The organism is Ruminococcus difficilis (assembly GCF_016680995.1).
In genome coordinates, this window is record NZ_JAEQMG010000048.1 from 199,156 (window position 1) to 223,972 (window position 24,817).

Annotated in this window: 22 protein-coding genes; 8 read left to right on the forward strand and 14 right to left on the reverse strand. The window is 53.6% G+C overall.

Annotation, left to right across the window (positions count from 1 at the left end; translation table 11 throughout):
• Positions 1-26: 26 nt before the first annotated feature.
• From JKK62_RS05610 to JKK62_RS05635, 5 genes are all read right to left on the reverse strand, one after another.
• The gene (locus tag JKK62_RS05610; protein WP_186832873.1) at positions 27-1,550 is read right to left on the reverse strand and encodes a DUF3794 and LysM peptidoglycan-binding domain-containing protein; all 1,524 of its coding nucleotides are present in this window, start codon (positions 1,548-1,550) and stop codon (positions 27-29) included.
• A gap of 116 nt (positions 1,551-1,666) precedes the next feature.
• Positions 1,667-2,149: a zinc-ribbon domain-containing protein gene (locus JKK62_RS05615; protein ID WP_186832872.1), complete on the reverse strand. Its 483-nt coding sequence runs from the start codon at positions 2,147-2,149 to the stop codon at positions 1,667-1,669.
• A 45-nt stretch (positions 2,150-2,194) separates the two neighbouring features.
• Complete coding sequence (locus JKK62_RS05620; RefSeq protein ID WP_186832871.1) at positions 2,195-2,410, reverse strand: hypothetical protein; 216 nt, start codon at positions 2,408-2,410, stop codon at positions 2,195-2,197.
• 3 nt (positions 2,411-2,413) lie between these two features.
• On the reverse strand, positions 2,414-3,421 hold the full coding sequence (gene rsmA / locus JKK62_RS05625; RefSeq protein WP_243411767.1) for a 16S rRNA (adenine(1518)-N(6)/adenine(1519)-N(6))-dimethyltransferase RsmA: 1,008 nt from the start codon (positions 3,419-3,421) through the stop codon (positions 2,414-2,416).
• Complete coding sequence (locus JKK62_RS05635) at positions 3,400-4,749, reverse strand: RsmB/NOP family class I SAM-dependent RNA methyltransferase (protein WP_186832869.1); 1,350 nt, start codon at positions 4,747-4,749, stop codon at positions 3,400-3,402. The genes rsmA and JKK62_RS05635 overlap by 22 nt, the downstream gene beginning before the upstream one ends.
• A gap of 54 nt (positions 4,750-4,803) precedes the next feature.
• Here JKK62_RS05635 and JKK62_RS05640 point away from each other — a divergent pair, with 54 nt between their 5' ends.
• Positions 4,804-4,959, forward strand: a complete 156-nt coding sequence (locus JKK62_RS05640; RefSeq protein ID WP_186832868.1) for a hypothetical protein — start codon at positions 4,804-4,806, stop codon at positions 4,957-4,959.
• Between the two features lie 105 nt (positions 4,960-5,064).
• On the opposite strand, the gene JKK62_RS05645 is transcribed toward JKK62_RS05640, so the two are convergent.
• Both JKK62_RS05645 and JKK62_RS05650 read right to left on the reverse strand, forming a co-directional pair.
• Positions 5,065-5,724 carry a lactate utilization protein gene (locus JKK62_RS05645; protein WP_186832867.1) on the reverse strand — a complete coding sequence of 220 codons (660 nt, stop codon included), beginning with the start codon at positions 5,722-5,724 and terminating at the stop codon, positions 5,065-5,067.
• Positions 5,725-5,813: 89 nt separating this feature from the next.
• The gene (locus JKK62_RS05650; RefSeq protein ID WP_186832866.1) at positions 5,814-6,356 is read right to left on the reverse strand and encodes an N-acetylmuramoyl-L-alanine amidase family protein; all 543 of its coding nucleotides are present in this window, start codon (positions 6,354-6,356) and stop codon (positions 5,814-5,816) included.
• A gap of 180 nt (positions 6,357-6,536) precedes the next feature.
• Here JKK62_RS05650 and JKK62_RS05655 point away from each other — a divergent pair, with 180 nt between their 5' ends.
• The 7 genes from JKK62_RS05655 (at position 6,537) to JKK62_RS05685 (ending at position 13,106) form a co-directional block, all read left to right on the forward strand.
• The gene (locus JKK62_RS05655; protein WP_186832865.1) at positions 6,537-7,079 is read left to right on the forward strand and encodes an NADH peroxidase; all 543 of its coding nucleotides are present in this window, start codon (positions 6,537-6,539) and stop codon (positions 7,077-7,079) included.
• A gap of 6 nt (positions 7,080-7,085) precedes the next feature.
• On the forward strand, positions 7,086-7,376 hold the full coding sequence (locus JKK62_RS05660; RefSeq protein ID WP_186832864.1) for a DUF4177 domain-containing protein: 291 nt from the start codon (positions 7,086-7,088) through the stop codon (positions 7,374-7,376).
• A gap of 219 nt (positions 7,377-7,595) precedes the next feature.
• Complete coding sequence (locus JKK62_RS05665) at positions 7,596-8,309, forward strand: DUF4234 domain-containing protein (protein WP_186832863.1); 714 nt, start codon at positions 7,596-7,598, stop codon at positions 8,307-8,309.
• Between the two features lie 152 nt (positions 8,310-8,461).
• Positions 8,462-8,719: a CD225/dispanin family protein gene (locus JKK62_RS05670; protein WP_186832862.1), complete on the forward strand. Its 258-nt coding sequence runs from the start codon at positions 8,462-8,464 to the stop codon at positions 8,717-8,719.
• Between the two features lie 448 nt (positions 8,720-9,167).
• Entirely contained in the window at positions 9,168-11,792 is a 2,625-nt protein-coding gene (adhE, locus tag JKK62_RS05675) for a bifunctional acetaldehyde-CoA/alcohol dehydrogenase (protein WP_186832861.1), read from the forward strand.
• Between the two features lie 71 nt (positions 11,793-11,863).
• Positions 11,864-12,619 carry a phosphotransferase gene (locus JKK62_RS05680; protein WP_186832860.1) on the forward strand — a complete coding sequence of 252 codons (756 nt, stop codon included), beginning with the start codon at positions 11,864-11,866 and terminating at the stop codon, positions 12,617-12,619.
• A 79-nt stretch (positions 12,620-12,698) separates the two neighbouring features.
• Positions 12,699-13,106: a thioesterase family protein gene (locus JKK62_RS05685; RefSeq protein WP_186832859.1), complete on the forward strand. Its 408-nt coding sequence runs from the start codon at positions 12,699-12,701 to the stop codon at positions 13,104-13,106.
• 285 nt (positions 13,107-13,391) lie between these two features.
• On the opposite strand, the gene JKK62_RS05690 is transcribed toward JKK62_RS05685, so the two are convergent.
• The 7 genes from JKK62_RS05690 to JKK62_RS05720 form a co-directional block, all read right to left on the reverse strand.
• Positions 13,392-14,960 (reverse strand): PrsW family glutamic-type intramembrane protease, encoded by a 1,569-nt coding sequence (locus tag JKK62_RS05690; RefSeq protein WP_186832858.1) that lies wholly within the window; start codon positions 14,958-14,960, stop codon positions 13,392-13,394.
• A gap of 117 nt (positions 14,961-15,077) precedes the next feature.
• The gene (gene gatB, locus JKK62_RS05695) at positions 15,078-16,490 is read right to left on the reverse strand and encodes an Asp-tRNA(Asn)/Glu-tRNA(Gln) amidotransferase subunit GatB (protein WP_186832857.1); all 1,413 of its coding nucleotides are present in this window, start codon (positions 16,488-16,490) and stop codon (positions 15,078-15,080) included.
• A complete protein-coding gene (gatA, locus tag JKK62_RS05700) occupies positions 16,487-17,944 on the reverse strand; it encodes an Asp-tRNA(Asn)/Glu-tRNA(Gln) amidotransferase subunit GatA (protein ID WP_186832856.1) in 1,458 nt (485 codons plus the stop codon). Before gatA ends, gatB begins: the two co-directional genes overlap by 4 nt.
• 1 nt (position 17,945) lies before the next feature.
• Positions 17,946-18,224 (reverse strand): Asp-tRNA(Asn)/Glu-tRNA(Gln) amidotransferase subunit GatC, encoded by a 279-nt coding sequence (gene gatC, locus JKK62_RS05705; RefSeq protein ID WP_186832855.1) that lies wholly within the window; start codon positions 18,222-18,224, stop codon positions 17,946-17,948.
• A 195-nt stretch (positions 18,225-18,419) separates the two neighbouring features.
• The gene (aspS, locus tag JKK62_RS05710) at positions 18,420-20,165 is read right to left on the reverse strand and encodes an aspartate--tRNA ligase (protein ID WP_186832854.1); all 1,746 of its coding nucleotides are present in this window, start codon (positions 20,163-20,165) and stop codon (positions 18,420-18,422) included.
• Between the two features lie 451 nt (positions 20,166-20,616).
• On the reverse strand, positions 20,617-23,010 hold the full coding sequence (locus JKK62_RS05715; protein WP_186832853.1) for an alpha-amylase family glycosyl hydrolase: 2,394 nt from the start codon (positions 23,008-23,010) through the stop codon (positions 20,617-20,619).
• 16 nt (positions 23,011-23,026) lie between these two features.
• Positions 23,027-24,799: a starch-binding protein gene (locus JKK62_RS05720; protein WP_186832852.1), complete on the reverse strand. Its 1,773-nt coding sequence runs from the start codon at positions 24,797-24,799 to the stop codon at positions 23,027-23,029.
• Positions 24,800-24,817 lie beyond the last annotated feature (18 nt).

Below are 24,817 nucleotides of genomic sequence, written 5' to 3' on the forward strand. Positions count from 1 at the left end.
TTTGTAAAGAGATATGACGGAGCATATCAGGCAGTCGGTATCATCAGCATCATCCCCGCACCGATCGTCTCACCCTCGAGGTCATTTTCGGCGATGATATCCGCGGGTCGGGAGCAGAAACGCTTGGCGATATCCCACACCCGATCCCCGTCGTCGGCATAATACAGGATCAGCGCGCTGTCACGCGGTTTTTCGGGAGCGTCATCATCGGCGCTCACACCGGTGACAGCGGCACAGCTGAGCCGCTTACACATCGTCATGCGGTAACACATCTCCGCCCGCAGCTCGATCTGGCGGTTATCCTTGAGCCGATAGCTCAGGCTGTCCGCCGCGGCACGCAGCCGCAGGATCTCAGTATGACCCTCCGTATCGGGACGGAAGCTGAACTCGGTGTCACGCTCGACATAGCGTGTTTCATTCTCCTGATTCTCATAGTAGACGCCGACCGTCATCTTGGCGTTGATCAGCACACCGTCATCGGCGGCGGTATAGGACGCGGTCAGCTTTTCGCAATGGACGTCGAGGATCTTTCCGATCTCTTCATCCAAGCCGATCGTCGCCTTTTCCGTATCGGAAAAGCTGCGGCATATGATACCGCTGTTGCAGGAGAAGGGCTCCGTCTGCACCTGCGCCTCTTTTTCGGTCGAGAACACATCCGACAGCACCTCGATCTCACAGCCGGCATAACACAATGTATTGAAACACAGCCTTGCGTCCAGCGACAACACCGACGAGCCGTCGAGCGCGTCATCCGACAGATGCACCTCACTGCTCATCACGCTCAACTCGCCGTCGATCACGGCGTTTTCATCCACGCCCTCACAGTCGACGACGCGCGAGATCGGCAGGCTGTAGGACATACACTCGAGCGAGGGATCCTCGATCCCCGACAGGTACATCAAGTCGAGCTTGAGCTCCGCGTTGAGCATGATCTTGTTCTGTATCGCCTTCATATCCGTGATCCGCGCGGACAGACGGTGGCTGATCACGGTATGGATATCGCTCTTGCCGCTGACGGAGATATCCTCCTGCACCGCAAAGCTCTCCGAACTCATCCCGCAGAGGGTCGAGACCGTGAGCATATCGCTTTTCGTTTGTAACTCGTCGCCGTCGTCATAGGCATAATACGCCAGCTCATCCCTCACCGCGATACGCACACCGAGCGAGAACGCTCCGTGCAGACTCAGCTTGCGCGGACTGAGGGCGCGGCAGTTCAGATACTCGGGCTTTGCGTCAACATATACCACACAGTCCGGGGATTCTCCCTTCATCGGCAGACTCTCCGAGAACGGCGTGCGGTACTCGTATACGCGGATCGTCCGATCGCTGTCCAGATAGACCACGCGCACACAAGAACCCCCCTCGATGTTCAGCCGATCGCCGCTGACATTGGTCATGTTCACCTCCGGGATCAGGGTGCATGACAGGATCTTCTCGATATCGGGACAGTAATCAGGCAGGCTGAGATCCACATCGACCGCCTGTTCCGTGACCGTATCCGCCGCATATCGTAACCGTGAAATGGTTTTCTTCGTCAGATGATATTCCATTTTTTCGCTCCTTAACCAATATGATGATGGTACAGTGTATGAAGCGTATTTCAGAATTATGATTTAGGCAAAAAGAAAAAGCACCCGAAAAGGTGCTTTCAAAGCATATGCAAATATTATTGTAAAGGCTTGCCGCAATTGGTGCAAAATCTCGCTCCGGCTATGATCGGTTTGCCACAGGCGGTACAAAACCGCATCTGCGCGGCAGGCTGTTGTACAGATTGAGCCTGTTGCGGAGCGTAATCCTGATTCAGCGGCGGCATCTGCGCGGGCTGTCCGTAACCGGGACGCATGATAAAATCAAAGAGGTAGTTGACAACCTTTCGATTCTTGCCGTAATCGATGAGTTGGGTCGGCATACCGCACTCGGAGAAGATATTCACCTTTGTCTGCTGCCCCATCGGCGTCAGCGTAACGGTGATCTTCTCACCCCATGACGCCATGGAAGCGCCGTGATGCACTCTGAACCACACCCCTGTGGGCGTCGGATTCTCCGAACGCAGCGCAAAATTGCTCTCGGAGCCGACAGTACGCATCCGACCGATGATCAACTCGATCGGCAAATCGATGATCCGTTCATCTGTTGCACTTCTCGCCATCTTTGATCTCCTTTTCTTATCTTGGATCGTCAGGTCGATCCGGTTTTACTCGTCGTCTTCCTCATCATCTTTGTTTTTTCGATTATTGCGAAGGACGATCACCACGCCCACCAGTGTAATGATAACGCAGGTGATTGCGATATAGCTGGACACCTGACCGAATACCTTTTCGGACAGGAGCAGGGAGATACCCATCAGCAGGATGCTGATCGCCAGCAAAGCAATCAGAACGATCAATACGGTGAAGTTCTTTTTTTCCATGATTTACTCCATTTCATCAACAGCGTCGGAAATAGCGGAAAAGTGTTCGAGAGTCAATCTTTCGGCGCGGGCGTTTTCATCCACGCCCGCTGATTTCAGTATATCACGAACTGTGTTCTTGTCAAGAGAAAGTGAGGAAGAAAGCGAGTTGAGCACCGTTTTCCTGCGCTGAGCGAATGCTCCCTTGATCACCGCGAAGAAGGTTTTTTCATTTTTCGGGTGAACCGCGGGCTCATGCAGGACGAGCTGTATGACCGCCGAATCCACCTTGGGCGCGGGCATGAACGACCCCGCCGACACATGGAACAACAGCTCGGGGTCGCAGTAATAGCGCACCGCAGCCGTAATGGCGGAGCTGTCGCGTGTACCCGGCTGCGCGCATAACCGCACCGCCGCTTCCTTTTGCACCATCACCGTGATCGTGCTGATCGGCAGCTTGTCCTCAAGCAGCTTCATGATCACGGGAGAGGTGATATAATACGGCAGATTGGCGCATACGACCACCTCCATGCTGTCGAATTCTTCTTCGATCAGGCGATGCAGATCCAGCTCCAGCACATCGGCGTTGACGACCTTGAGGTTATCGAATTCGCCTAAGGTCTCGTCCAATACGGGGAGCAGGCGCTTGTCCAGCTCGACCGCGACGACCTTATCCGCTCTTTGTAACAGTTCTCTTGTCAGCACGCCGATACCGGGACCGATCTCGATCACGCCGACGCAATGCCTCCCTTTGGTAAAGGTGAGGCGCTGTCCAAATCTATCGATTTGGGACACAGCACCCATACACCGGAGAGGTGGGTTCGTCAAAGACGAACTCGGAGGGATTGTTTTATTGCTTGAACCGGACGTTTGCGTCCGGTGAGTAACCTTCACGCTTTCTACTGCGGCGTCAGCCATGCGGGGGCACACCGAGGGGTTGATCAGAAAATTCTGACCCAGCGCCTTGGAAAAGGTGAACCCGTGACGGCTGAGCAGCTCGCGGATCACATTTATATCTGTAAGTCTTTCCATGCGAGTGTACGCAATCCTTTCGGATACTTATTCTTTAAATGACCGTCGACCGCCTTACCCAGTCCCAGCGTTACGCCGTTGACTGTCGCAACACCCCAGCCGTTGATCCAGTTGTCGATCTCCAGCTCCTCGCCGCTGATATACCGCGCGGCGGCGATATCCTCACAGCTCATGATCAGTCTTTGCTTGAAGTCATAGGGCGTCAGTGAGGTCGCGAGGTTATGATGCGGCTCGATTCGATTCTTTTTGAAGTCGCCCAGCTTTACGCCCGCGCGCAGGATGTTCATCCCCTCCAGATCGGGCAGCAGCTCGACGTCGGGCAGGTTCAGGATACGTTCGTCGATCACATGATAATGTCTGAAATACGGGTTGCGCAGGATATCGCAGATGAATTTCTCGATCTCGATACGCTCCTCACGGGGCGGCTCAAAATAGGTGAACATCTTTCCTTTATAGTTCTTCCCCTTGAGCTTGCGGAACTTGGCGACAAAATGCCCCTCACCGCCGTGGAACGGATAGATGCGGATCGCGTGCTCCAGCGTCGGCGTGCCGAAGCGACAGCCTGTGTCGATCAGTTCAAACTCGGGGTGCTCGCTGAGAAAATGCCGTACCACACCCTCGTTTTCATCCGGAGAGAAGGTGCAGGTGGAATAGACCATCACACCACCGGGCTTGACTGCCGCGGCGGCGGAGTGGATGATCGCCTTTTGGCGTTCGGCACAGGAAAGGCTGTGCTCCACCGACCACTCATAGATCGCCTCTTTGTCCTTGCGGAACATTCCCTCGCCGGAGCAGGGAGCATCGACCAGTACTTTATCGAAAAAGCCCTCCAACCGATCACACAGCACATCGGGCTTCATGTTGGATACCACGGCGTTCTTGACGCCCATGCGCTCGATATTCGACAAAAGGATATGCGCGCGCGGACGGACGATCTCATTCGCCCACAAAAGTCCCGTACCATTCAGATCGGCGGCGATCTGGGTGCTTTTACCGCCGGGCGCGGCACACAGATCGAGCACCTTATCACCCGGCTCGACATGCAGCGCCGTCACAGCGGACATTGCCGAAGGCTCCTGCACATAGAAAGCGCCCGCGTGATGCAGAGGATGCTTGCCGAGCTTTTCGACGTCCACATAATATCCCGTCGCCGCAAAGGGCACCTGATCCCCCGCAAAGGACAGCAGCGGCAACAGCTCCTCAGGCTGGATCTTGAGCGTATTGACGCGGATCGCCTTATACGCCGGCTTGTCCACCGTTTCCAGAAAACGGTCGTAATCCTCGCCGAGGACGGTTTTCATCCGTTCAAAATAATCATTCATTTTCATAATAAATCGCCTCTTTTCGGGAATAATAAGGATGTGTATAAAGGAGGTGTCAACATGAGCAAGTCCAAGAAGAACGCGAAGAACAGCGCTCAGAACAACACGCAGAACACCGCAAATAACATGAGCTACGCAACCGATAAAAAGTCCGAAAACACCACCGACTGCAAAGAGAATCGTTCCGAGAACAAGAACGAGAGCAATTGTCAGTGAGTGAGAGGGGCATGGTTTAACCCATGCCTTACATATAAGGTTTATATTAGGGATCTGTCGGAAAGGTAACGGTACGTCATAAATGCCGTACCCTACAAAATTAAATCAGTAGCCTAATTCCTCGCCGACGAAGATGACCTTCAATCTGTCCTTGTGGCGCTGACGCGCGGAGATCACATAGTTACAGCAGATGCGAGCGGGGCTCATACAGCCGTCGCACATATAAGAAGCGTCGTTGCCCATCGCCAGGCACTCGCCCTCTTTAGCGCAATAGGTATCGCAATTCAGACGCTTGGTATTCTGCGGCGCGGCTACGCTCTTGAGGCGCATGACCGCCTCATCCAGATCCTTGACGAGTTTGTTGCAGCCGCAGATAAAGACGACCTGCTTGGGACCGTAGAGGATCGCGGATACACGGTTGGAGTTGCCGTCGACATTGTACAGCAGACCGCCTTCGGTAACAGCGTTAGCGCTGGCAAGATAGGTATCGGCAAAATACGCCTTGCGATAGATCTCCTCGACCTCCTCGGGCGACTGTGCCTTGGAACGGTCGAGATAATTGTAGTCGCCGCTGTTGAGCATATCGATCACGCCGCATTCGCCGAGCGTGACAGAGCCGCCGTGGGTGACGGTCTCACCCTCGTTCATCAGGGTCTTGAGCAGCGGAACGACTTCTTCCTTGGTCTCGACATAGTATGCCGCCATCTGATTGGCGCGCAGTCTGTCCATTGTTTTTTCGATTCTCTTCATCATTTTTTCTTCCATGATTTTTCCTCCGTCAAATGATACAGCAAAGCCGTGTGTTACCTTGTATTATAACACACGGCTGTTTTCACTGCAACAAAAAAATCATCCTAAAGATCCACAAACGGCACGCCTAAAAACTGCGCGATACTCTGCGCCAGATTCCTGCCGATCGCGCCGATATTCTCCTGGATCCACTCCGCGTCGGCGAGGTTATCATGATAGGCGGTCTCGATCAGCACGGCGGGCGCCTTGGTACGCCGAAGCTCCGCGAGCGTCGCGGACGCGACCGTCTTGACCCTGTCGGGCAGAGGATAGATATCGCGGTAATTCCCGGCAATGATCTCGGCGGCGCGTTTTCCTTTTGCGCTTGTCGGATAATAATAGACGTCCGTCCCGCGGACGGTACCGCTGTTCTGCGAACCGGCGGCATTGGAATGGATCGCCAGATGCAGATCATAGTTCCCGGCGTTGCTCTGCGCGATCGCCTGACCGAGCGTTTGGCTCGGCGAATTGCGCGAGAAGGATATCCCCGACGCGCGCAGATACGGTTCGATCGCGTCGGCGACCAGATTCATATAATACTCCTCACTCCCGCCGTTGACATACGGGTTCCATTCCTGTAATGACGGGCTCAAAAATACGGATGGCATCGCATCAACTCCTTCAAAAATCTATCTCCCCCAAAGGAGGAACCACGGGGGATCATTCCCACAAAAATAATATGGATGAAAACTGCGGATTATTCCAATTTAGAAATTTATTCTTGTCATAATATGTTATCATTTTTACAACCATTTTAATCAATTAAATCACTAAAGGAGGAAATGATTATGACAAAATGGGTTTGCCCTGTATGCGGCTATGTTCACGAGGGAGATACTCCCCCCGAGAAGTGCCCGGTCTGTAAAGTACCCGGCGAAAAATTCAACAAGCTTGACGACAACGCCGGCTTTGCCTGCGAGCATGTAGTCGGTATCGCAAAGGACGTTGCCGAGGACATCAAGGCTGATCTGCGCTCCAACTTTGAAGGCGAATGCAGCGAGGTCGGTATGTATCTGGCGATGGCGAGAGTCGCTGACAGAGAGGGTTATCCCGAGGTAAGTGCCGCTTTCACCAAGTACGCGTTTGAAGAGGCGGAGCATGCTGCGAAGTTTGCGGAGCTGCTCGGCGAAGTGCTGACCGACAGCACCAAGAAGAACCTTGAGCTGCGTGTCGAGGCTGAGACAGGCGCTTGCGCCGGTAAGCTTGACCTCGCTAAGCGCGCGAAGGCTGCCGATCTTGACGCGATCCATGACACCGTTCATGAGATGGCGAAGGACGAGGCAAGACACGGAGCGGGCTTCAAGGGTCTGCTGAAGAGATACTTTGGGTAATCATTGATGAGAGCATGTTCACAATGCGGCGCTGTCACCAACGGCAACGAACGGTTTTGTGTCAACTGCGGAGCCAATCTGCCTTTGTTGACCAGAAAAGAATACGCCATCGAGCAAAGGAGATTCAATGAAAAGGTATTCGGTCGCGGCACAAGAAGCATCGACAGCGTTGAAGGACTGCTGAACAAATACGCACAAGAAGGTTGGCGACTTCATACGATGATGACTGCGCCGACTAAAGATGAAAAGACACAGCTCACCACGATGGTCTTTGAGCGAGATGTGTTAGCTCCTTGATAACAAATAACTCTTCACGGATTCCAATAATCTTTTGAAGATGCATTTCATATCAGCAATGAACAGTAAAGTGAAAGTACTTTTCTAATATGGAGCAAAACAAGTATGCCTCTACCACCCGATCGCTCTGCCTTGTGCCCAACAGTATGCCGCAATAAATAATGATTAACAATTGATTCGAATTAGCAAATACTTTATATTCGAAAGGAAACAACAATAATGGATCAAAGCAATTATGATCAGAACCGATACGGTCAACAGCAGCCGCAATATCAGCAGCCGCAACAGCGATACCCGCAACAGCAATACCAGCAGCAGTATCCGCAGCAGCAGTATCCGCAGCAGCAGTATCCGCAGCAGTACCGGCAGCCGCAATATCCACAGCAGCAATATCCACAGCAATACCGGCAGCCGCAGTATCAGCAGCCGCAGCAATACCCGCAGCAGCAATACCCGCAGCAGCAATACCCGCAGCAGCAGTACGCACAGCAATCGTATACGCCGCAGCAGTATCAGCAACAGGGCGGTCGTCCCGCGGTTCCGCTTGCGACCGACTTCAGTCTGGTCAAGTTCTTTTTCCTGGGGATCGTCACCTTCGGCATATACCCCATCATCGTCATGAGCAGGGTTTCGACCTATATCAACACCATTGCTTCCCGATATGACGGAAAAAGCACGATGCATTATTGTTTGGTATTCTTCCTGTTCTCATGGCTGACCTTTGGTATCCTGCCCATCATTTGGTATCACAATACCAGCAGCCGTATCAGCGCGGAGCTAAAACGCAGAGGCATCAGGTACAGCTTCGGCGCAGGCACCTTCTGGCTGTGGGGCGTTTTGGGCGCGTTCATCATCTGCGGACCGTTCATCTATACTCACAAGCTGTTGACCGCTATGAATCTTCTCGCGGGTGATTACAACATCCGCGGCTGATCAAAGAACGGATCGACCAATCATGTCAGATTCATCTGCATTTGACAGAATAAAACCGACTGACAGAACCCGTTATCGGCGCAACTCTCTTTGATAATGGATCTGTTAAAATACACAATACAAAACTATTTAAAAAAAAGGAGAGTAAAACTATGCAAGAAATGCCAAACAGAGGTAAACACATCGCTATGTTTGTTTTCACATGGATCTTCTTCACGATCTGCGGTTTCTTCTCGATCGGTGCTTTTGTCACCATGAACAAAGCGATCAACGCCGGCGACGTAGAGCAAGCTAACCTCAGCGCGAATAAGGTTCGTAAGGTATTCTGGATCAGCCTGATCCTTTGTATCGTATTCGTTGTTCTGTACATCATTCTGATCACAGCAGGCGTCATCGCGGCGAGCCGTTAACGATCAAGCAACAGAAGACAATGATTCATTTGAGTTGCGTACTCTGCCGTCAGGCGTGAATGAATCAGCGACAACATAATCAATCAACAGGAAAGGCCGGTCATGATGATCGGTCTTTTTTTGTCCTCAAATCGCCTCGACTTTGTTAAAAAAATAACAATATGTCTATAACCCTCAAAAATCCTTGCTTTTCTTTGGTGCAAATGCAAATTGAATCCCACCCCCGCATATGCTATACTTATGTTGTGCGAAAGCTTAAGGCAACACCGCATCGTTCAGGCGTGCGGATTGCGCAGTAAGATTTTTCGTCAGAGTTTCTGAATGATCGGTATGCAAACTGACATATGGATGCCGGTTTTCGGACACTCTGATGAGATAATAATAAAAGCAAGGCGTGCGCCGCGAATTGGGCGGTGTTGCCTTAATTTCCTGTATAGGAGGAATAACAATGGATAAGGAAAAGTATCTCGTAGACAGCGTAGAAGCGCTGGAGCGAAAAATCAACGATGTGCGCAAGGCGCAGGAGAGATTCAGCACCTATTCTCAGGAGCAGGTCGACGCGATCTTCAAGGCTGCGGCTACCGCGGCAAACAAGGCGCGTCTGAGTCTTGCGAAGGACGCGGTCGCCGAGACCGGCATGGGCGTCGTCGAGGACAAGGTCATCAAGAACAACTATGCCTCTGAGTACATCTACAACGCCTACAAGGACACGATCACCTGCGGCGTTGTGGAAGAGGACGCGGCGGCAGGCATCGTTCGCGTGGCGGAGCCCATCGGCGTTGTCGCGGCGGTCATCCCCACCACCAACCCGACCTCGACCGCGATCTTTAAGTGCCTGATCTCTTTAAAGACCCGCAACGGCATCATCATCTCCCCTCACCCGCGCGCGAAGAAGAGCACCATCGACGCGGCAAAGATCATCTTAGACGCGGCTGTCAAGGCAGGCGCGCCCGAGGACATCATCGCGTGGATCGACGTTCCCTCGCTGGATATGACCAACACCCTGATGAAAGAGGCTGACATCATCCTCGCTACAGGCGGTCCCGGCATGGTCAAAGCGGCGTATTCCTCCGGCAAGCCCGCACTGGGCGTCGGCGCGGGCAACACCCCCGCCATCATCGACGAGAGCGCGGATATCGTCCTCGCGGTCAACTCCGTCATCCACTCCAAGACCTTTGACAACGGTATGATCTGCGCCTCCGAGCAGAGCGTACATGTACCGTCCTCGATCTACGAACAGGTCAAGAAGGAGTTCTTATATCGCGGCTGTTATTTCCTCAAGCCCGATGAGCTCGACAAGGTACGCAAGACCATCATCATCAACGGCTCTCTGAACGCGAAGATCGTCGGTCAGAGCGCCTACAAGATCGCCAAGCTCAGCGGTGTGGATGTCCCCGAGAGCAGCAAGATCCTCATCGGCGAGGTGCAAAGCGTGGAGCTGAGCGAAGAGTTCGCGCATGAAAAGCTCTCCCCCGTACTGGCAATGTATAAATTCGACACCATCGAAGAGGCATTTGACAATGCCGAACAGCTGATCGCGGACGGCGGCTACGGTCACACCGCCTCCATCTACATCAACGAGCTGACCCGCAAGGATGTGCTTGACGAGTTCATGGAGCGCATGAAGACCTGCCGTATCGTGGTCAACACCCCCTCCTCACAAGGCGGCATCGGCGATATCTACAACTTCCGTCTGGCGCCCTCGCTGACTCTGGGCTGCGGCTCATGGGGCGGCAACTCGATCTATGAGAACGTCGGCGTCAAGCATCTGCTGAACATCAAAACCGTAGCCAAGAGGAGGAACAACATGCTTTGGTTCAGAGCACCCGAAAAGGTTTATATGAAACAGGGCTGTCTGAGCGTCGCGCTCGACGAGCTGGGCAGCGTTATGAATAAGAAGAAAGCGTTCATCGTCACCGACGGCTTCCTGTATGCCAACGGCTACACCGCCGCTGTAGAGAAGAAGCTCGACGAGATGGGCATCATGCACACCACCTTCAGCGACGTCGCGCCCGATCCCACCCTCGGCTGCGCCAAGATGGGCGCCAAGATGATGGAGAGCTTCAAGCCCGACGTCATCATCGCCGTCGGCGGCGGTTCTCCGATGGACGCGGCTAAGATCATGTGGGTACTGTATGAGCATCCCGAGGTCGATTTTGAAGACATGGCGATGCGCTTCATGGACATCCGCAAGCGCGTCTACACCTTCCCGCATATGGGCGACAAGGCGTATTTCATCGCTATCCCCACCTCCGCTGGTACAGGCAGTGAGGTCACGCCGTTTGCGGTCATCACCGACGAGAACAGCGGCATCAAGTATCCGCTCGCGGACTATGAGCTGCTGCCCGATATGGCGATCGTTGACGCGGACATGATGATGGACGCGCCCAAGGGTCTGACCTCCGCATCCGGTATCGACGCGGTATCCCACGCGCTGGAAGCATACGCCTCCATCATGGCGACCGACTACACCGACAGCCTGGCGATCGGAGCGCTCAAGGTTCTCTTTGAATATCTGCCCAAGGCATATGAAAGCGCTGTCACCGGCGTGCCGAACAAAGAGGCGCGTGAAAAGATGGCGAACGCCGCTACCATGGCGGGTATGGCATTTGCCAACGCCTTCCTCGGCGTGATGCACTCCATGGCGCACAAACTCGGCGCCTATCACCACATTCCTCACGGCGTCGCGAATGCGCTGATGATGAATGAGGTGCTGATGTTCAACGCCAAAGAAGCTCCCACCAAGATGGGCACCTTCTCCCAGTACGATCATCCGCACACCCTGCGCAGATATGCTCAGATCGCGGAGGCGCTGGGCGTTACCGGCAACGACGACAGCGAAAAGCTGCAAGGTCTGCTCGACAGGATCACCGCTCTCAAGACCGAGATCGGTATCATGCCGACCATCCGCGATTATGTCAAGGATGAAGAAGCCTTCCTCACCACCCTCGACGAGATGAGCGAGCAGGCGTTTGACGATCAGTGCACCGGCGCGAATCCGCGCTATCCGCTGATCAGCGAGATCAAGCAGATGTATCTCAACGCCTACTACGGCGAGCACAAAGACGTATAAGCGGTTGAGATCGCTATGGGGCGGCGTCAAGCCGCACCCACACAATGACTATCACGATATGGAGGCACACCATGAGCGAAACCAAATATGAGATTTTAGCACAACGATCCAAAAAGGTCATCTATAAAGACGGCGATACCGTCCTCAAGGTATTCGATAGCGATTACAGCAAGGCGGATATCCTCAATGAAGCGCTGAATCAGGCGCGCATCGAAGAGACGGGGCTGAATGTCCCGAAGCTCCTCGAGGTCAGCAAGATCGACGGCAAGTGGGCGATCCGCACCGAGTATATCCCCGGCAAGACGCTCGCTCAGCTGATGGAGGAGAATCCCGACAACCTCGATGAGTACCTTGATCTCTTCGTCAACATCCAGAAAGAGATCTTCAGCAAAGAAGCACCCCTGCTCAACAAGATCAAGGATAAATTCAACCGCAAGATCAGCGCCAGCCGCTTTGACGCGACCACCCGCTATGAGCTGCACACCCGCCTCGACAGCATGAAGAACCACAAGAAGATCTGTCACGGCGATTTCACCCCGTCCAACATCATCATCACGCCGGGCGAGAGCTATTATATCCTCGACTGGTCGCATGTCACACAGGGCAACGCCGCCGCTGACGCCGCGCGTACCTATATGCTGTTCTGCCTCAAGGGCATGGACGAGGTCGCGGAAAAGTATCTTGACCTCTTCTGTCAAAAGACCGATACCGCCAAGCAGTATGTACAGCGCTGGATGCCCATCGTCGCCTGCACACAGAGCGTCAAGGGCAAGGAAGAGGAGCAGGAATTCCTCGAGCGCTGGGTCAACGTCGTCGAGTACGAATAAGGCACTCGTGCCGTTAGTCCAACTAAAGGCTCCCTTTCCTAAGGGAGGCTTTGAGCCGGCACTGCAAAAGGAGTAAAACATGGCTGAATTAACGATTGGCATAAAAGGGGAAAAATCCGTTGCCGTCACCAACGAGAACACCGCACTGATGATGGGCAGCGGCTCCCTGCGCGTATTCGCCACACCGGCGATGATCGCGCTGTGCGAGGGCTGTTGCGCCCAATCGGTGGAAAGCGCGCTGGATCTGGAGATGACCACGGTCGGCACAAAGGTCGATATCGAACATATCGCCTCCTCCCCCGTCGGCGCTCCCATCCTGTGCAGAAGCACGCTGGTCGCCGTTGACGGCAGAAAGATCGAGTTCGAGGTGGAGGTCTACGATAACGAAAAGCTGATCGGCAAGGGCAGACACTCCCGCTGCATTGTCAACGCGAAGAAGTTTTTCGACAAGACCTACGCGAACGTCAAAAAAAGAATCACTGAATGAAGAAAGGACTGTTGCATTTGATTGCAACAGTCCTTTTCAATTATGCTGTATTTCCCAAGCCTTCCCCTCGGGGGGAAGGTGGGCTTTTCAGCTCTATCAGAGCTGAAAAGGTCGGATGAGGGGACAACGTTTCTGCTTTATCACTGACTCGGTGTGACAAAAACGTAAAACCGCGACCATGCAATATCATTTGATTCTCTTTGAATCTGACATTGACAAGAAGCGTAAGCCCCTCATCCGCATCTCGTTGTTCGGCATCTCTCCCCAAGGGGAAGGCTTTTTCGTTTATTGCTGTGTATAATACGGATTCTGACTCTGATCGGGGAACTGGATCGTCGGAGTTCCTCCGAGGCGGCGATAACCGCCGACAGGCTCGAGGTTATCGAGCTGGGTCGTATACGGCTCTTCATCCACCACGGGACGACCGCCGTTGCTGTAATCAGGCTGCGTGGTCTGCAAAGGCTGCGCATACGGCGCAGACTGTGCCTGGGGCTGATTCACCGGCTGCGAATATTGCATCGGCTGTGCCTGAGGTGCGTTCATCGGCTGACCATACTGCATCGGCTGTGCCTGAGGTGCATTCATCGGCTGACCATACTGCATCGGCTGTGCCTGAGATCCGTTCATCGGCTGACTGTACTGTATCGGCTGTGCCTGAGGTCTGTTCATCGGCTGACCGTACTGCATCGGCTGTGCCTGAGGTCTGTTCATCGGCTGACTGTACTGTATCGGCTGACTGTACTGCATCGGCTGAGCCTGAGGTCTGTTCATCGGCTGACCATACTGCATCGGCTGTGCCTGAGGTACGTTCATCGGCTGACCGTACTGTATCGGCTGAGGCTGCGGATAAACCGGCTGAGGCGCGGGCTTTGGCCTTGTGACAGGCATCGGATGCGCGTAATACATATTGTTTGCCGTGATCTTGACGCCGTGAGGCTCACGGTTCATGATCGACGTCTGGATGACCTGAGGCGTAAAGAACACGATGTGCTCGGGCATCCTGCACAGATAGCCTGCCGTGTCGGGATATCTTTCAAGTACCTTCTCCATGCAGAGATAGGTAATGTACGCGTCTTTCTTTGACAGCGCGTAAACATTGCGGAAGCAAACGATATACAAAAAGATAAGCAGCAAAAACAGCAGTACCCAGTACACCCACGAATACGACGTAAAGGTGCAGCAGAAATCATAGAAGCCGTGAATTGCCATCGGAACAACCAGACTGAGCAGCAGGAATTTTCCTTCGCCGAAGCCCTTCGGCGTCGTCATGATCACTCCGTTTTGATACAGGTTCTTTTCCAAGGCGCCCGCATTGCGATTGATGAACCACTTGCCGTAGAAATAGCCCATCACGACTGAGAAGGCACAGTGCGCGGGTACGGCGGTGATCATACGCAGCACACCGGTGACCAATCCGCCCGTAAATACATACATGACATTCTCTGCCGCGGCAAAGCCCAGTGAGACGAACGCCGCGTAAACCACACCGTCAAAAAGGCAGTTGAAGCTCTTGCTTTTTCGGGTGAGCAGGAACATAAAGAGCCACTTGAAGCCCTCTTCTACAAGCGCGATACCGAAAAAGTTGTTGACAAATTCATAGAGGTACACCTTGCCGTCGACAAAAAGATACTCATATTCATTCGTAAAAGAACCGAAGAAGATGCCGTTATTCAGAATCGACAGCAGCACTTCAACGACGATCGTCGGGATCGTTGCTCCGACGCCGAGGAAAAACAGTCCGACAAGCAGACCCTTCGGCTCCTTTTCGATACGATCCATCTTGTAGATATAGAACAGCAGCAGTGCGGCAGGCAGCAGCCCGATCACCATAAATATCTCAGTCGATGAAAACATTTCTTAACACCTCACTCAGATGAATATTAGTATTAAGTATAAAGTTGCGGCGGGAACAGACACACGTGTCTCATCCCGCCGACAATATTATCTCATATAATGCGGATCAAAGTCGTTTTATCCGATCAATTCCTTCAGTTTTTTGATGACGGACGGAGCGTCGGCACGACCGCGGCTCTGCTTCATAACATTGCCGAGAACCGCCATCAGCGCCTTTTCCTTACCGCTCTTATAATCCTCGACCGCGTTCTTCATCGCGTTGATCGCGTTGTTGCAGTATTCGGTCAGGGTCGCGTCATCCAGACCCGCCATATCGGATTCGCTGACGAATTCAGTCACGGGCTTACCGCTGTCGAGCATCTGATCCAGCGCCTTTTTCGCAAGATTGTTCTTGAGCTTACCGCTCTCGAGCAGCTTGCACAGCTCTCCGAGCTGTTCCGCGGAAGTCTTGATGTCCAGCGCCTCTTTGTCCGCCTCGGTCTCCAGTCTGCGGAAGATCTGTCCGATGATGAAGTTCGACGCGGTCTTGGGAGATTTGAGCCCCTCGCTCGCTTTATCGAAATACTCGGAGATACTGCGGTACTTGGTCAGCTGAGCCGCGTCCTTTTCGGGGATATCGTACTCCTCGGTATAGCGCGCGAATTTCTTCTCAGGCAACTCCGGGAGGCGTGCCTCGATCTCTTTCACTCTCTCACGCGGTACGTTGATCGTGACCAGATCAGGCTCGCGGAAATAGCGATAGTCATGCGCGTCCTCTTTCGATCTCATGGAGGAGGTGGTACCGGTCGCGTCGTCATAGCGCAGGGTCTCCTGCACGACCTCGCCGCCGCTCTCGATCAGATCGACCTGACGCTCATATTCGTATTCCATCGCCTTCGCGATATTGGTGATGGAGTTCATGTTCTTGATCTCGGTACGGGTGCCGAGCTTCTCGCTACCCTCGGGACGGACGGAGATATTGACGTCACAGCGCATGGAGCCCTCCTGCATACGGCAGTCGGAGATTCCGATATAGCGCATGGTCTGCTGGAGCTTTTCAACATACTCCTTCGCTTCGTCGATACTGCGGAAATCGGGCTCGGTGACGATCTCGATCAGCGGTACGCCGCCGCGGTTGTAGTCGACATAGGTGTCGCCGTGGTTGTGGATCAGCTTTCCCGCGTCCTCCTCGATGTGGATACGCAGGATTCTGATCTTTCTTCCGTTGGAGAGTTGGATATAACCGTGCTCGCACAGCGGCTTGTCATACTGGCTGATCTGATACGCCTTGGGCAGGTCGGGATAGCAATAGTTCTTTCTGTCCATCTTTGCGATCTCGGCGATCTCGCAGTTGGTGGCGAGACCCGCCATGATCGCGTGTTCCACCACGCGCTCATTGAGCTTGGGCAATGTACCGGGCAGACCGATACACACGGGACAGCAATGGGTGTTGGGGTCGCCGCCGAACTTGGTGGTGCAGGAGCAGAAGATCTTGGTGTTCGTCTGCAATTCTACGTGGGTCTCAAAGCCCGCTACTAATTCATATTTCACAGCTTGACACCCCACTTTGTTTCGATAAATTTGTCCTCTTTCTGCTCATACCGATAGGCGAGGTTGAGGATGGTTTTTTCATCAAACTTCTTGCCGATGAGCTGCATGCCGATGGGCAGACCCTCATCGTCTACGCCGCAGGGGATCGATACGCCCGGCAGTCCCGCCGCGTTGACCGGTACGGTGCAGATATCCGAGAGATACGCCTCGAGCTGGTCGGTCTCTTCACTGAAAAGATAACCGTTCTTGAACGCGGTCACGGGAGCGGTCGGCGCAAGGATAACGTCACAGAGCTCAAACGCCCTGTCGAACGCCTCGACGATCGCGCCGCGCAGATTGACCGCCTTTTTATAGTAAGCGTCATAGTAGCCCGCGGACAGCACATAGGTGCCCATCAGGATACGGCGCTGCACTTCTTTGCCGAAGCCCTCCGATCGGGTGCGGCAGATCATATCATGCGTGCCGTTATAATGCTCCGCCTTGTAGCCGTAACGGATGCCGTCGTAGCGTCCGAGGTTGGAGGAAGCCTCCGCCATAGCGAGGATATAGTAGCACGGCAGGGCGAATTTCAGCTCGGGGAAATCGAAATAAACGATCTCGGCACCCATCTCCTCATACGCCTTTGCCGCGTCGAAGACAGCCTGCTTGACGTCCTCGCGAACGCCGTCGAGGTACTGGTTGGCGATACCGATCTTCTTGCCCTTGATATCATCCTTCAGCGTCGGGAGCGTCGGCTCACTGCCCTGAGAGGTGGAATCTCTTTCATCATATTTCGCGATTGCGTCAAAAACGATCGCCGCGTCCTCAACATCGTGGGTGATCGGGCCGATCTGGTCAAAGGAGGAGGCATACGCGATCAGACCGAAACGCGATACCGCGCCGTAGGTGGGCTTCAAGCCGACGATACCGCAGAAGGACGCGGGCTGACGGATCGATCCGCCGGTGTCGGAGCCGAGTCCGTATACGGCGAGATTGCCGCCGACAGCAGACGCCACGCCGCCCGAAGAACCGCCCGACACATGGTCGAGGCTGTGCGGATTCTTCGCGCCGCCGTAGTAGGAGGTCTCACAGGAGGAGCCCATCGCGAACTCGTCCATATTGGTCTTGCCGAGCATGACCACGCCCTCTTTTTGGAGCAGCTCATACACGGTCGCGTCATAGATCGGCTTATAGCCGGTCAGGATCTTGGACGCGCAGGTGGTGTCGATCCCCTTGGTGGAGATATTGTCCTTCAAGGTCATCGGAATACCCTCGAGCATACCGATCTCTTCTCCGGCGGCGATCTTTTCATCCACCTTTTTCGCCTGTGCCAGCGCCACCTCGGGGGTGACGGTGATATAGGCGTTTAATTCTCTATTGGAATTTTCAATCGCGTCGAGGTACTGTTGTGTCAGCTCAACGCAGGTGATCTCTTTATTTTGGAGCATCTCATGGATGCGTTTGATCTGTCCCATGTCACGCTCTCTTTCTGACGAGGAAGTGATCCTCCGCCTGTTCGGGGGCGTTTTTCAGGATCTCCTCGACGGGTAAGGATTCTTTGACCTCGTCCGCGCGGAAAGCGTTTTGCAGGTTGTTGATATTATCAAACTCGCCGCTCTTCACCTCAACGCTGTTGATCGTGTCGGCAAAGGCAACGATCTTCTGCATTTCCTCGGTCAAGCCGTCGATGTCCTTTTCGTCGACAAACAGCTTACTCAGCAGCGCGATATTTTCGATATCTTCTCGTGTAATCATAATATGTTCCTTTCAGTCACAGTGAACGGTGAATGGTGAACGGTGAATGGTGAACGGCGGGCGCTGCCCGCACCCGTTTCCTATAGATAGAACACAAAAGAATACCGTATCATTTCATATTCATTTATAGGAATCCAAAATCCAAAGGATTTCCCTTCACCGTTAACCGTTATCCGCTAACCGTTAACCCAATAATCATCTCAACTTGATATGAACCTCACGCAGCTGCATCTCGCTGACCTCGCCGGGTGAGCCGAGCAGGACGTCCTGCGCGTTAGAGTTCATCGGGAAGGCGATGACCTCGCGGATGTTCTCTTCCTCGGTCAGCAGCATCAGCATACGATCCACGCCGGGCGCCATACCCGCGTGAGGCGGAGCACCGTACTGGAACGCGGTGTACAGCGATTTGAACTTCTCTTTGAGATCATCCTCGGTGTAGCCCGCGATGGAGAACGCCTTCTTCATGATCTCGATATCGTGGTTACGCACCGCGCCGGAGGAAAGCTCTACGCCGTTGCAGACGATATCGTACTGGTAGGCGAGGATATCGCAGGGATCCTTTTCGAGCAGCGCCTGCATACCGCCCTGCGGCATACTGAACGGGTTGTGGGTAAAGATGATCTGTCCGCTCTCCTCATCCTGCTCGAACATCGGGAAATCGACGATGAAGCAGAAGTCAAAGCGGCTCTTATCGATCAGGTCGAGTCGGGTAGCGACCTCGGTACGGATCTGACCCGCGAGCTTGGGCGCTTCGGCGGCGGTATCGGCGATGAAGTAGATCACGTCGCCCGCCTTGGAGCCGTTGCGCTCGATCAGCTCTTCTCTGTCACCGGGCTTTAAGAACTTGTCGATCGGACCGTCGAACTGCATATCCTCGGTCACCTTGACATAGCCCAGACCCTTCATGCCGATGGAGAGCGCGAACTCCTCCATCTTCTTGAACCAGCTCTTGGAACAGGACGCCGCGCCGGGCACGTTGATGGAGCGGACGCACTTTTTGAGGAACGGCTTGAAGTCGGTCTCCTCAAACATATCGGAGATCTCGACGATCTCGAGCGGGTTGCGCAGATCGGGCTTGTCGGTACCGTATTTCAGCATACTTTCCGCGAACGAAATGCGGCGGAAGGGCGGCTTGCTTATTTCTTTATCAGAATATTTCTTGAAGGTTTCATAAAGGACCTCCTCCGCTACCGCAAAGACGTCCTCCTGAGTCGCGAACGCCATCTCAAAGTCGAGCTGATAGAACTCACCGGGAGAACGATCGGCACGCGCGTCCTCGTCACGGAAGCAGGGCGCGATCTGGAAATAGCGGTCAAAGCCCGAGACCATCAAAAGCTGCTTGAAGATCTGCGGCGCCTGCGGCAAGGCATAGAACTTGCCCTTATGCTTACGCGAGGGGATCAGATAGTCACGCGCGCCCTCGGGAGAGGAAACGCCGAGGATCGGGGTCGCGATCTCCATAAAGCCTATCTCGCTCATCTTCTGGCGCAGGAAGGAGATCACCTGAGAACGCAGGAGAATGTTGTGATGCACCTTCGGGTTGCGCAGATCGAGGAAACGATATCTCAGACGGGTATCCTCATTGGTCGCGGTCGAGGATACGACCTCGAACGGCAGATTATTCTTGCACTTACCGAGAACGGTGAGGGTCTCGGCGACGACCTCGACCATACCGGTCGCGATCTTCTTATTGATGGTATCCTCGTCACGCTTGACGACCTTACCGGAAACGGTCACGGTGCACTCGCGGTTGACGTCCTTGAGCATGTTGTCGTCATGCACGACGACCTGAGTCACGCCGTACTCGTCACGGATATCGAGGAACATAACACCGCCGTGGTCGCGGATATTCTCGACCCAACCCGCAATGCGTACCTCCTGACCGATATGCTCTTCTCTCAAATCTCCGCAGGTCACGGAGCGATAAATGTTAACTTGCATCTTCTCATATTCCTTTCAATCATTGTTAATACGGGGAGCATTCAACGTCGTTCGCGCGGTCATCTCCGCCGCATAACAAGGCAATTTTTCCCTATTCTGTAGTATTATATCACAACCGCCTCCCAAAGTAAAGGCGGCGCACCGCTTTTTTTTGAATTATTATACATGGGATTGTTATGAAAAGTTGCGCGTCTTATTTTTGATTAATTGCACACGGGATTAATATGACAAGTTGCGCGCCGCTTGTTTTAATTGCATACAGTATATAAATGACAAGTCGCGCACTGCTTTTTATATTCAATCACAAGAAGATTCTATATGGATTCATTTTCACTATTCAGTCTTCGGTTTTCAGCAGTAACAAAAGCTCCCCTTACGAGAAGGGGAGCCGATAGGTTTGTTTTGTTGAGATAATCAAGGCTTTGTGAGCCTTACAAAACTCAATGAACCATTACTTGAGGTAAGTCTGGCCGGAGGGTCCGATCGCGCCGTGAACGGTAGAACTGCTGTTCTCCAGAACATATACGCGCATGTTGCCCTGACCGGTAGATTCTACGCTCAGCGTACCGTTGGTAACGGTCTTCTTAGCGCCGGTAACAGCGTCAACATAGGTGCCGTTGGGGATGTTCTTGAAGGTAGCGCCACCGGAGATTGACACGCAGGCGAGAGAGTCAACAGTTTTGGTGCCCTTATGATCGGTGTACGAACCCTGATAGCGTCTGACAAAGGACATGCCGCCGCTGACATAGTTGCTGTTAGTGGTGTACTGACCCATCTGCAGAGCAGGAACAGCGCGACGGATCGCGTTGAGCTTCTGGATATGCTTCGGAAGCGTGCTGTTCAGGGTAGTCCCCATCGTACCGGTCGCGTTGCTGTACTGCGAGAAGTCGGTGGTGTTGACGGTACCCTCGATGTGGTCGCCGAAGTACGCGCGGCCGGAGTTAGCGAGAGTGATGTTGGTACCCTCGTCAATACGCACGCCCTTCTGGAACTCTACTTCATCGCCGTAATACAGGCAGGGAATACCGCGGAAGGTGAACATCAGGTTGAGCTTTTCAGCCCACGACTGAGTACCGCAAGCAGTCTTATTGAAATGGTCGCCGTCACAACCGTAGTCATGGGACTGAACATATACAACGTTCCATGTAGAATCGTTAATGTACTGATCCTCTGCCTGACCGACGCCGAAAGCAGCGCCCGCGGTGTCAAAGTTCCAGTGCATACAGAAGTCTATGGGGCCCATACCCGAGCTCTTGGAATAGTCGGGAGTGTGATAGTTGATACCGTTAAGGAACGCGTTGGTAGAAGTCGGGCATTTGCCGACGTCAATGTTAGCCTGATTGTAAGCGATAGAATTCTGGAGATTGGTCTTTACCGAATCGGGATCGGTATTATCCGAGAGCTTAGCAAGATCCGCAGCAGTATCATCCCAGGTGTAATACGGAACAGATTCGGTGAATGTGTTACGGTTCCAGATCTCGTTTACACGGCAGCAGATCTCGCCGAACATATAGAAGTTGTTGTTGCCTGATGCTTTTGCCGCAGCGTTGATGCGATCGTTATACCACTTGTTAAGCGAAAGTCTGGAGATATGGCGGACCGTATCGACACGGAACGCGTCAACGCCCATATCGAGATACTGGCTGTAAGCATCAACGGTGTAGTCGGCAACAGCCTTATTCTCGGTATTCAGGTCAACGCAGTCGCCGGCGATCTGGTGGAATTTACAGGTATAATCATCCCAGTTGTAGTTGTCGCCAAAGTAACCGTTGTGATAATAGTTGTTGGGATCACAGGTTTTATCATACGATACCATATCGGTAAAGCCCTGAGTCTGCTTCATCAGCTGCAAGCGCTTGTCATACTGAGTACCGGGCTGGAGCTTCCAGTAATCCTCCTCCTTGGTCAGACCGCAGTAATCCAGCAGTCTCTTGGTCGGGATCAAGGTAGCCTGCATATCGCCGAGCTTAGTGCGGTCGCTGTCATCCTTGGTGAACAGGGGCTCAATGTTGGACTCGCCGAAGTTGCCGGTGTGGTTCCAGACAACGTCCTGTACGATCTTCATATCCTTTTCATGAGCGGCGGCGATCAGATCCTCATAGGTGAAATCGTCGCTCTCATAACGCGCGTCGACCTTGGAGAAGTTCAGCGCATGATAGCCGTGGTAGTCATAGCCGGACGCGTTCTCAACGACCGGTGTGATCCATACCGCGGAGAAGCCGAGCGCCTTGATGTAGTCGAGCTTATCGGCAAGACCCTTGAAGTCGCCGCGCCATGCGGGGTCGGAATCGGGGTTGTTCGCCCTGGCGTCATCCCAACAGTGAACGTTGTTGCCGGTATCGCCGTCATAGAAACGGGTGGTGATGACGAAATAGATGGAATCCTGACGCATATCGACAGCAGTGTAATCATCCGCCTCGTACGGATTCTTCTTGCTGAAACGTCCGTTTCTGTACCACCACTCACCGGTCGTACGGGTGAGCTCCTTGCTGATCTGACCGGACAGGTCGGATGTGCCGTCGGTCAGCAGGAAATTGATTTTAGATGTGTCTGCGAAAGTGTAGGTGTACCATGTGCCGCCGACCGGCATCGTATCTCTGGACATCTTAACGCCCGGATAAGCGCATTCCTTGTTGGTCGGGAGTGCGTTCCAGTAGTAGATGTAGGGAACCTTGTCGGAGCTGTCCACATGGATAATGATGCTGTCGGCGCCGGTATCCGCGATATCGGAATCCGCCGCAACATCGGCGATCTCCTCATCTGCCGCCTGTGCAGAGATAACAGCAGCAGAGACGATCAGCGCAAGGCACATCAGCAGTGCCAGAACACGTGAAAAAATCTTCATTATCTGTTACCTCCTTTTAAGATTGTACGGGGAATTTGTTGATGATTCCCGCATTGAAACGCTGGATCAGAGTCGCGTCGAGGATCGTAACGCTGCCATCGTCGTCGACGTCCGCGTTCAGCTCGTTGAGCGGTGTCGGCAGACTAATACCCGCCGCATAGCGCTGGATGAAGGTAGCGTCGAGAATGGTGACATCTCCGTCGCCGTCAGCATCACCATACACGGCAACAGGTGAGGGCGCATCTGTGGGAGGCTGAGTCGGTGCGGGCGGCGCTTCGGTCGGATCCGGAGATGCCTGCGTCGGCTGGACCGGAGGCTGTGTCTCGGGCGGTGTTGTCGGTGTGACAGAGCCTACGCTGTTGAAGAGATACGAGCGCTCGATGGTCTTGTTATCGGAGCCCTGTACGTTGAGCGTCAGGGTGTGCAGTCCGAGAGCCGTCGGCTTGAAGGTGTAGCTCGTGTTGCGTGTGTAGTACGGAACATTCGCGATATCGCCGGACGGATTCTTGATGGTGTACTTATAGAAGAGCAGGTTGGTGCCGGTGTTGCCGCCGCCTGCCGCTACATTGATCTGAACATTCGAATTGTTCTGGATGTCGCCGCCGTTCGGGGTAACGGTCTTGATATAGGGAGCAACAACAGAGCTGCCGTCCTCGATGACATAGTTCTTGGTACGCTGATTGAGGTTGCCCTTCGCATCCTTAAAGTCATAGGTCAGGGTATAGGTACCCGCATTCTGCGGCGTCCAGAGCACCTTATTAGCGGTGCTGAAATCGGACAGGACAGTCGTGCTGCCGTCCTTGGTGGCAGAGAACTTGTAGTAGACCGTTCCCTCACCCTCCGCTTCCGCCGAAAGGGTGATGCCCGTACCGTTGTACTGGGGAGAGGCAAGATCGGTCGCAAAGGACGATATCTGCAGCGGAGAGGTGTCCCGGATACTCCAGGTTTTGGTCTTGTTATTCCACATGTAGTTGTTGCCCGGGAAGGTCAGGTTCGAGGTCTGATCAGCGCCGTTGTTGCTGAAGATGATCATATCCCACTTACTGTTGGTCACCTCATAACGCCATTCGTTACCGCCGATGTTAGTCATCGGCTTGCCCGGCCATGCGGCATTGTTGGTCTGAGTACCATTGATCCACATATAAGCGTACACGGTACCCCAGCCGGCTTCATTTTCACAGTAGACATAGGTCTTTCCGTCACTGCCGCCCGACTGTGTAGGCTGAGGAGCAGTGGTCGGATTGGTACCGCCGCCCTGAGTGGGCGAGGGTGTGGTGGGTCCGGGAGCCGTAGTGGGCGCCTGAGTGGGATTATCACTGCCCGCTTTTACCGCGGTGAGACCCGCTGTTTCGGAAGTGAAGCTGATGCGGATGGTATCGCCGCTCGGATTCCACAGATGGATACAGTTGAAGCCGTGGTAGTTACCCGCGGACAGGTAGTAAGAACCTGCGCTGGCGATCGTTTGCACTGCGGGCGTCTTGACTGCCGAGTTTGCGGAGTCCGAGATCTTCGAAACAACAAAGCAGTAATCGCCGCTTGACCCGCTAAGGTCATAGTAATAGTAGCCTTTCGAGCTATCATAAGTAAATGTACCTGTCGGAGTGGTGCCGCTGAAATTCGGAGAATTGCTGTTCTCACCCCACAGATAATAGGTTTCAGCGCCTGTAGCCACAATGTTGCCGGTTTCTGCCGCCGATACGGAAACAGCCAGAGCCAGCATGGATACAAGCAATGTCAGACACAGCAAAAGGGATATCCCGCGCTTTGTCTGTTTACCTATCATTCCCATGATAGTTCCCTCCTTTTC

What these genes read in the sequence shown, in the direction of transcription:
- JKK62_RS05610 (WP_186832873.1), bottom strand. Translation starts at nt 1,550, where the DNA reads ATGGAATATCATCTGACGAAGAAAACCATTTCACGGTTACGATATGCG.
- JKK62_RS05615 (WP_186832872.1), bottom strand. Translation starts at nt 2,149, where the DNA reads ATGGCGAGAAGTGCAACAGATGAACGGATCATCGATTTGCCGATCGAG.
- JKK62_RS05620 (WP_186832871.1), bottom strand. Translation starts at nt 2,410, where the DNA reads ATGGAAAAAAAGAACTTCACCGTATTGATCGTTCTGATTGCTTTGCTG.
- rsmA (WP_243411767.1), bottom strand. Translation starts at nt 3,421, where the DNA reads ATGGAAAGACTTACAGATATAAATGTGATCCGCGAGCTGCTCAGCCGT.
- JKK62_RS05635 (WP_186832869.1), bottom strand. Translation starts at nt 4,749, where the DNA reads ATGAAAATGAATGATTATTTTGAACGGATGAAAACCGTCCTCGGCGAG.
- JKK62_RS05640 (WP_186832868.1), top strand. Translation starts at nt 4,804, where the DNA reads ATGAGCAAGTCCAAGAAGAACGCGAAGAACAGCGCTCAGAACAACACG.
- JKK62_RS05645 (WP_186832867.1), bottom strand. Translation starts at nt 5,724, where the DNA reads ATGGAAGAAAAAATGATGAAGAGAATCGAAAAAACAATGGACAGACTG.
- JKK62_RS05650 (WP_186832866.1), bottom strand. Translation starts at nt 6,356, where the DNA reads ATGCCATCCGTATTTTTGAGCCCGTCATTACAGGAATGGAACCCGTAT.
- JKK62_RS05655 (WP_186832865.1), top strand. Translation starts at nt 6,537, where the DNA reads ATGACAAAATGGGTTTGCCCTGTATGCGGCTATGTTCACGAGGGAGAT.
- JKK62_RS05660 (WP_186832864.1), top strand. Translation starts at nt 7,086, where the DNA reads ATGAGAGCATGTTCACAATGCGGCGCTGTCACCAACGGCAACGAACGG.
- JKK62_RS05665 (WP_186832863.1), top strand. Translation starts at nt 7,596, where the DNA reads ATGGATCAAAGCAATTATGATCAGAACCGATACGGTCAACAGCAGCCG.
- JKK62_RS05670 (WP_186832862.1), top strand. Translation starts at nt 8,462, where the DNA reads ATGCAAGAAATGCCAAACAGAGGTAAACACATCGCTATGTTTGTTTTC.
- adhE (WP_186832861.1), top strand. Translation starts at nt 9,168, where the DNA reads ATGGATAAGGAAAAGTATCTCGTAGACAGCGTAGAAGCGCTGGAGCGA.
- JKK62_RS05680 (WP_186832860.1), top strand. Translation starts at nt 11,864, where the DNA reads ATGAGCGAAACCAAATATGAGATTTTAGCACAACGATCCAAAAAGGTC.
- JKK62_RS05685 (WP_186832859.1), top strand. Translation starts at nt 12,699, where the DNA reads ATGGCTGAATTAACGATTGGCATAAAAGGGGAAAAATCCGTTGCCGTC.
- JKK62_RS05690 (WP_186832858.1), bottom strand. Translation starts at nt 14,960, where the DNA reads ATGTTTTCATCGACTGAGATATTTATGGTGATCGGGCTGCTGCCTGCC.
- gatA (WP_186832856.1), bottom strand. Translation starts at nt 17,944, where the DNA reads ATGGGACAGATCAAACGCATCCATGAGATGCTCCAAAATAAAGAGATC.
- gatC (WP_186832855.1), bottom strand. Translation starts at nt 18,224, where the DNA reads ATGATTACACGAGAAGATATCGAAAATATCGCGCTGCTGAGTAAGCTG.
- aspS (WP_186832854.1), bottom strand. Translation starts at nt 20,165, where the DNA reads ATGCAAGTTAACATTTATCGCTCCGTGACCTGCGGAGATTTGAGAGAA.
- JKK62_RS05715 (WP_186832853.1), bottom strand. Translation starts at nt 23,010, where the DNA reads ATGAAGATTTTTTCACGTGTTCTGGCACTGCTGATGTGCCTTGCGCTG.
- JKK62_RS05720 (WP_186832852.1), bottom strand. Translation starts at nt 24,799, where the DNA reads ATGGGAATGATAGGTAAACAGACAAAGCGCGGGATATCCCTTTTGCTG.